General features: G+C 31.7%; 3 protein-coding genes. 1 reads left to right on the top strand and 2 read right to left on the bottom strand.

Features of this window, described 5'->3' with window-relative positions:
* Window positions 1-105: 105 nt before the first annotated feature.
* Together NF27_RS02455 and NF27_RS02450 are read right to left on the bottom strand one after the other, a co-directional pair.
* Entirely contained in the window at window positions 106-981 is an 876-nt protein-coding gene (locus NF27_RS02455) for an ankyrin repeat domain-containing protein (protein ID WP_039455448.1), read from the bottom strand.
* Between the two features lie 107 nt (window positions 982-1088).
* Window positions 1089-2360 carry a nucleic acid/nucleotide deaminase domain-containing protein gene (locus tag NF27_RS02450; RefSeq protein WP_039455445.1) on the bottom strand — a complete coding sequence of 424 codons (1272 nt, stop codon included), beginning with the start codon at window positions 2358-2360 and terminating at the stop codon, window positions 1089-1091.
* A 352-nt stretch (window positions 2361-2712) separates the two neighbouring features.
* Here NF27_RS02450 and NF27_RS02445 point away from each other — a divergent pair, with 352 nt between their 5' ends.
* A complete protein-coding gene (locus tag NF27_RS02445) occupies window positions 2713-3390 on the top strand; it encodes a hypothetical protein (RefSeq protein ID WP_039455443.1) in 678 nt (225 codons plus the stop codon).
* Window positions 3391-3700 lie beyond the last annotated feature (310 nt).

Genomic DNA, 3700 nt, shown 5'->3' with positions numbered 1-3700 from the left:
ACTAAATACAACTCACAAATGTTATATACTTGACTCCATACACGGTATCACTACCTATATTTCAATGTTCACTTTAATATCGGCTGCTAATTTTATTACATGCAACTAGAAAGTATTTACTCCTCTACTTACCTTCACTGCTCCATTATTCACTAGTCTTTTATCTTCCTCCTCAGCCCATTTCTTTACTTTCTTCTCCTTAGGCTGTTCCTCGCTATCTGATAAACTAGATTCTTGATCAATTGCAACTTCATTATCTTGCACTTTCCTTTTCCTTAACTTCTGAGCTTCAACTTTTTTTATAGTATCTTTCAATAGCTCAGCTTTATTAGGGTATAAATTATTACATAGGTCTATTATATTTTTATCTTTTACGGTCCTTTCAGGGTCTGCTCCTTTTTCAAGCAATATTCTACAACATCCGATTTTACCGGCACTTGCCGCATGGTGTAATGGCGTATATCCTTTTTTATCTGCTGCATCAACTATAATCCCCTCTTGCTTAAGCAATAGTGCACAAGCATCTCTCAAACCATGATGTGCAGCTAAATGTAATGGAGTGCGGCCATTTTCATTACGTATATTAACATCAGCTCCATATTTTATTAGTAATGGTATGAGATCAGATATCAAATTTTTATCTCCAGTTAATATACTGGACTGTAGCGGGTTTTCTCCATCAATTGCCATTTTAGCTAGCTCTGGTTTATGTTCTAATATCTTTCTGGCAACATTACCATACCCATTGTACAAAGCGTTTTGTAAACTTTCAAAGTCATTTTCTATATTTGGCTGCGCTAATAATAGCTCTACCATTTTCATATTTCCACGCTCTGTGGCGATCTGTAATGCAGTATCTTCTAAAATTTCACCTTTTGCATTAACATCTGCTCCATTTAATAAAAGCTGCTTAGCTTTTTCTATGTTTCCATTGTCAACAGCTCTTACAAAATTATAATTTAATTCACGGTTTCCTAGCATCTTGCTACCTTCCTTATATAAAACATATTCTTTATTTTTAAATAATATTAGTTATCTTTTTTTATTCAATATTTGAATTATTAAATTTTTGTCTTTTTTTTAATAAGTTAGGAGCCTAGTCCTGAACTTTTCTCTTTACCCTTATTATCCCTCTCACTTCTTACTCTTTGTTCCCATTGCTCCTTACTCTTGTCCTTAGTGCTTGTGTCTGGTTCTTCTCTTTTTCTCTTGCCTGCCATTACTACCTTTTCTTCGCCTACATCCTTGCCCTTAACTTCCCTACCTTCTCTTGATTCTTCTTTATCCTCAACTCTTTCTATTAATACTTCACTCCTCTCCCTTCTTTCATGATATTTTTCAACCAATCTTTCTAAACTAAACTTTCTTGGTAACCCATAAAAATCCGGTATTGGTGATGGAGATTTTCTATGTAGTTGTTCTTCACCAGTAACAGATGGTTTTGAATTTCTTGATAATGCAGCTTCTATCGTTCTTTTCTCACTTCTTGCCCCATTAATTTTAGATAAAAAGCGATTTTCTATTTCTTGCCTAATTCTTTCATCTATTATATCATTCTCTCTTATCATAAACCCTGGTACCCCAGCTCTAAAAGCTGCTCCGTGTGAGCTTCTTACATCAACTAATCTATATTCATACCGTTCTAGTATGACTTCATTAACTGAATCTATTAGTTTATAGCAATTATCACAGCACTGCTTTGAAACTCCTATATGCAATGTATCAATTCTTCTTTCTAAATTATTATGTTGCCTTAAAATATATTCTAGTATCTTTAGTTCAGCATGCACCCTTTCACTCCCTTTAATAAACTGGTATCTTTTACTTCTTAAAATATTAAGTATTTGCTTTGATAAGGCGCCTTCTTCATATTTAGTAGCATCATCCTTAATAGGTAAGTAACATTTAATTATTGAATCAGTTACCTTCCTTATATATTTTCTTAAGTCTTTATAATAGCTGCTGTGCTTCCCTCTAGAAAGGTTTTTGTACTTATTTAAAAAAGTTCCTTCACTTCTTTTTATCATTTCTGATTTTTGTTCTAGAAACTCATTTATATTCTTAGCTTCAAAAATACCATTATAGAAGGTTGGGGCTTGCCTTGCAACTTCGGATAAATAATCAAGTATATCTCCTATAAATTGCGATTCCTCTGTACTGTTTGTTGATATTAATAACTCATTTCCATAAAAACATACGGCGCCACAAACATCTTCTCCCCTAAAAAGCCCTGCTAATGAACTTAGTCTCCTTATTTCTATAGGAGTATCTACTCTAGGAGCCCTGGAACTAGAACTTGAGCTTGAATCATAGCCACTTGGCCTTGGGGGGACCCTTCTCTCATCTCTTTCTCTACGCATCTAAAACTCCAGCTGCTTTCTTTAAAAACTAACATAATTATAAGTTATAAAGTAAAAGTTATCAATTATTCTTATAACAACAAGAAAATATTAATATTTATTTGCATAGCAGCTTGGTATTCTTAAGCTAGGAATAATAATCTAGGGGCACCGTCAACTTAACCCTATCATATAATGGTTAAAAATTTATTAACTGCGGTTCTTTATTAAAAATATTGTTTTTTAAGTTGTATTAGAAAAATGTTTAAATATATTTTATAAAGTAATATTTATTAATCTATACACTAACAACTAGCTTAAATATTATAAATTTTATTAATAAAATACCCTTGCTTTCTGGAGTATAAATATTATGAAAAGAAAAAACGAATTAAATTATAGAAAACCTAGTAAACTTACTGAAGAGGATATCAATACAGCACAAGAATGGATTCCTAGATACTTAGAAGGTGAGCTTACTTTATTTATGAAATATTTATTTATCAAAATGGCAAGAGAAAATAAATTATCTCATTTGTTATCTTTTTTAAATTATAGCCCTTTTACTGATACCTTAGATAATAAAAGATTTGGTTTTTTTATTGAGCTGGTAAATTGCATACCTGATAAATATAAATTCCTAGTGCCAACTTACAATGATAATGAGATCTTAAAAAAATTAATTCATATATCCATTGAATCCATAAATTCAAATGACTATCCTAACCAACAAATAATTGAAGTCTTCAGAACTTTGATTAATACAAAACCGGAAATAATTGCAGATAGAGTTAAAGAACTTCTACAGGAATACAAAACTGAATTCCCCGAGCAGATAAATATTCTTACCAAGGATCTTGTAAAAAGTATTCCGGAATTACACTCCGCCTACCAAGATAAAGAGAACTGTAATAACCAAAATTTAAACAACTCCAATATAAATAATAACTTTAATAATATAGAATCTCAAACCTCAGGCAAAGCCTGGCAAGCGCGAGAAACTAAACGTTTAAGGGGCTCTGAACCAAGCGTTCCTTCTATTTCTAAATAATTTATTTATAACCTACTAAATAGTGGTTTTGTTGCTCAAATATGTAAAGGAGGTTGAAATTAACAAAAGTCTGAAAGAATTAAAGTAAGAAGGATAGCTTAAAGAGTACAAGGCAACCACATTGATAAGCTAAGGAAAGAAGCAGCTAAGTTCAAATGAAGAAAAGAAGCAAGAGTAAGGTTAAATACAAAATAAATAATTGGAAAGAATATAATCAATTTTTAAAGAACAGAGGACCACTTACAGTCTGGATAGGGGGGAGATATAGAGCAGTTATGGTATGCTGTAAATGATAATATGTGTAAACAAG

The sequence above is a fragment of the Candidatus Jidaibacter acanthamoeba genome, from assembly GCF_000815465.1.
GTDB classification, from domain to species: domain Bacteria; phylum Pseudomonadota; class Alphaproteobacteria; order Rickettsiales; family Midichloriaceae; genus Jidaibacter; species Jidaibacter acanthamoebae.
The sequence above is the reverse complement of the archived record's forward strand: the minus strand, read 5'-3'. Positions and strand labels throughout refer to the sequence as shown.

Coding starts and splice junctions, on each gene's coding strand:
- NF27_RS02455 (WP_039455448.1), bottom strand. CDS start 981: ATGCTAGGAAACCGTGAATTAAATTATAATTTTGTAAGAGCTGTTGAC.
- NF27_RS02450 (WP_039455445.1), bottom strand. CDS start 2,360: ATGCGTAGAGAAAGAGATGAGAGAAGGGTCCCCCCAAGGCCAAGTGGC.
- NF27_RS02445 (WP_039455443.1), top strand. CDS start 2,713: ATGAAAAGAAAAAACGAATTAAATTATAGAAAACCTAGTAAACTTACT.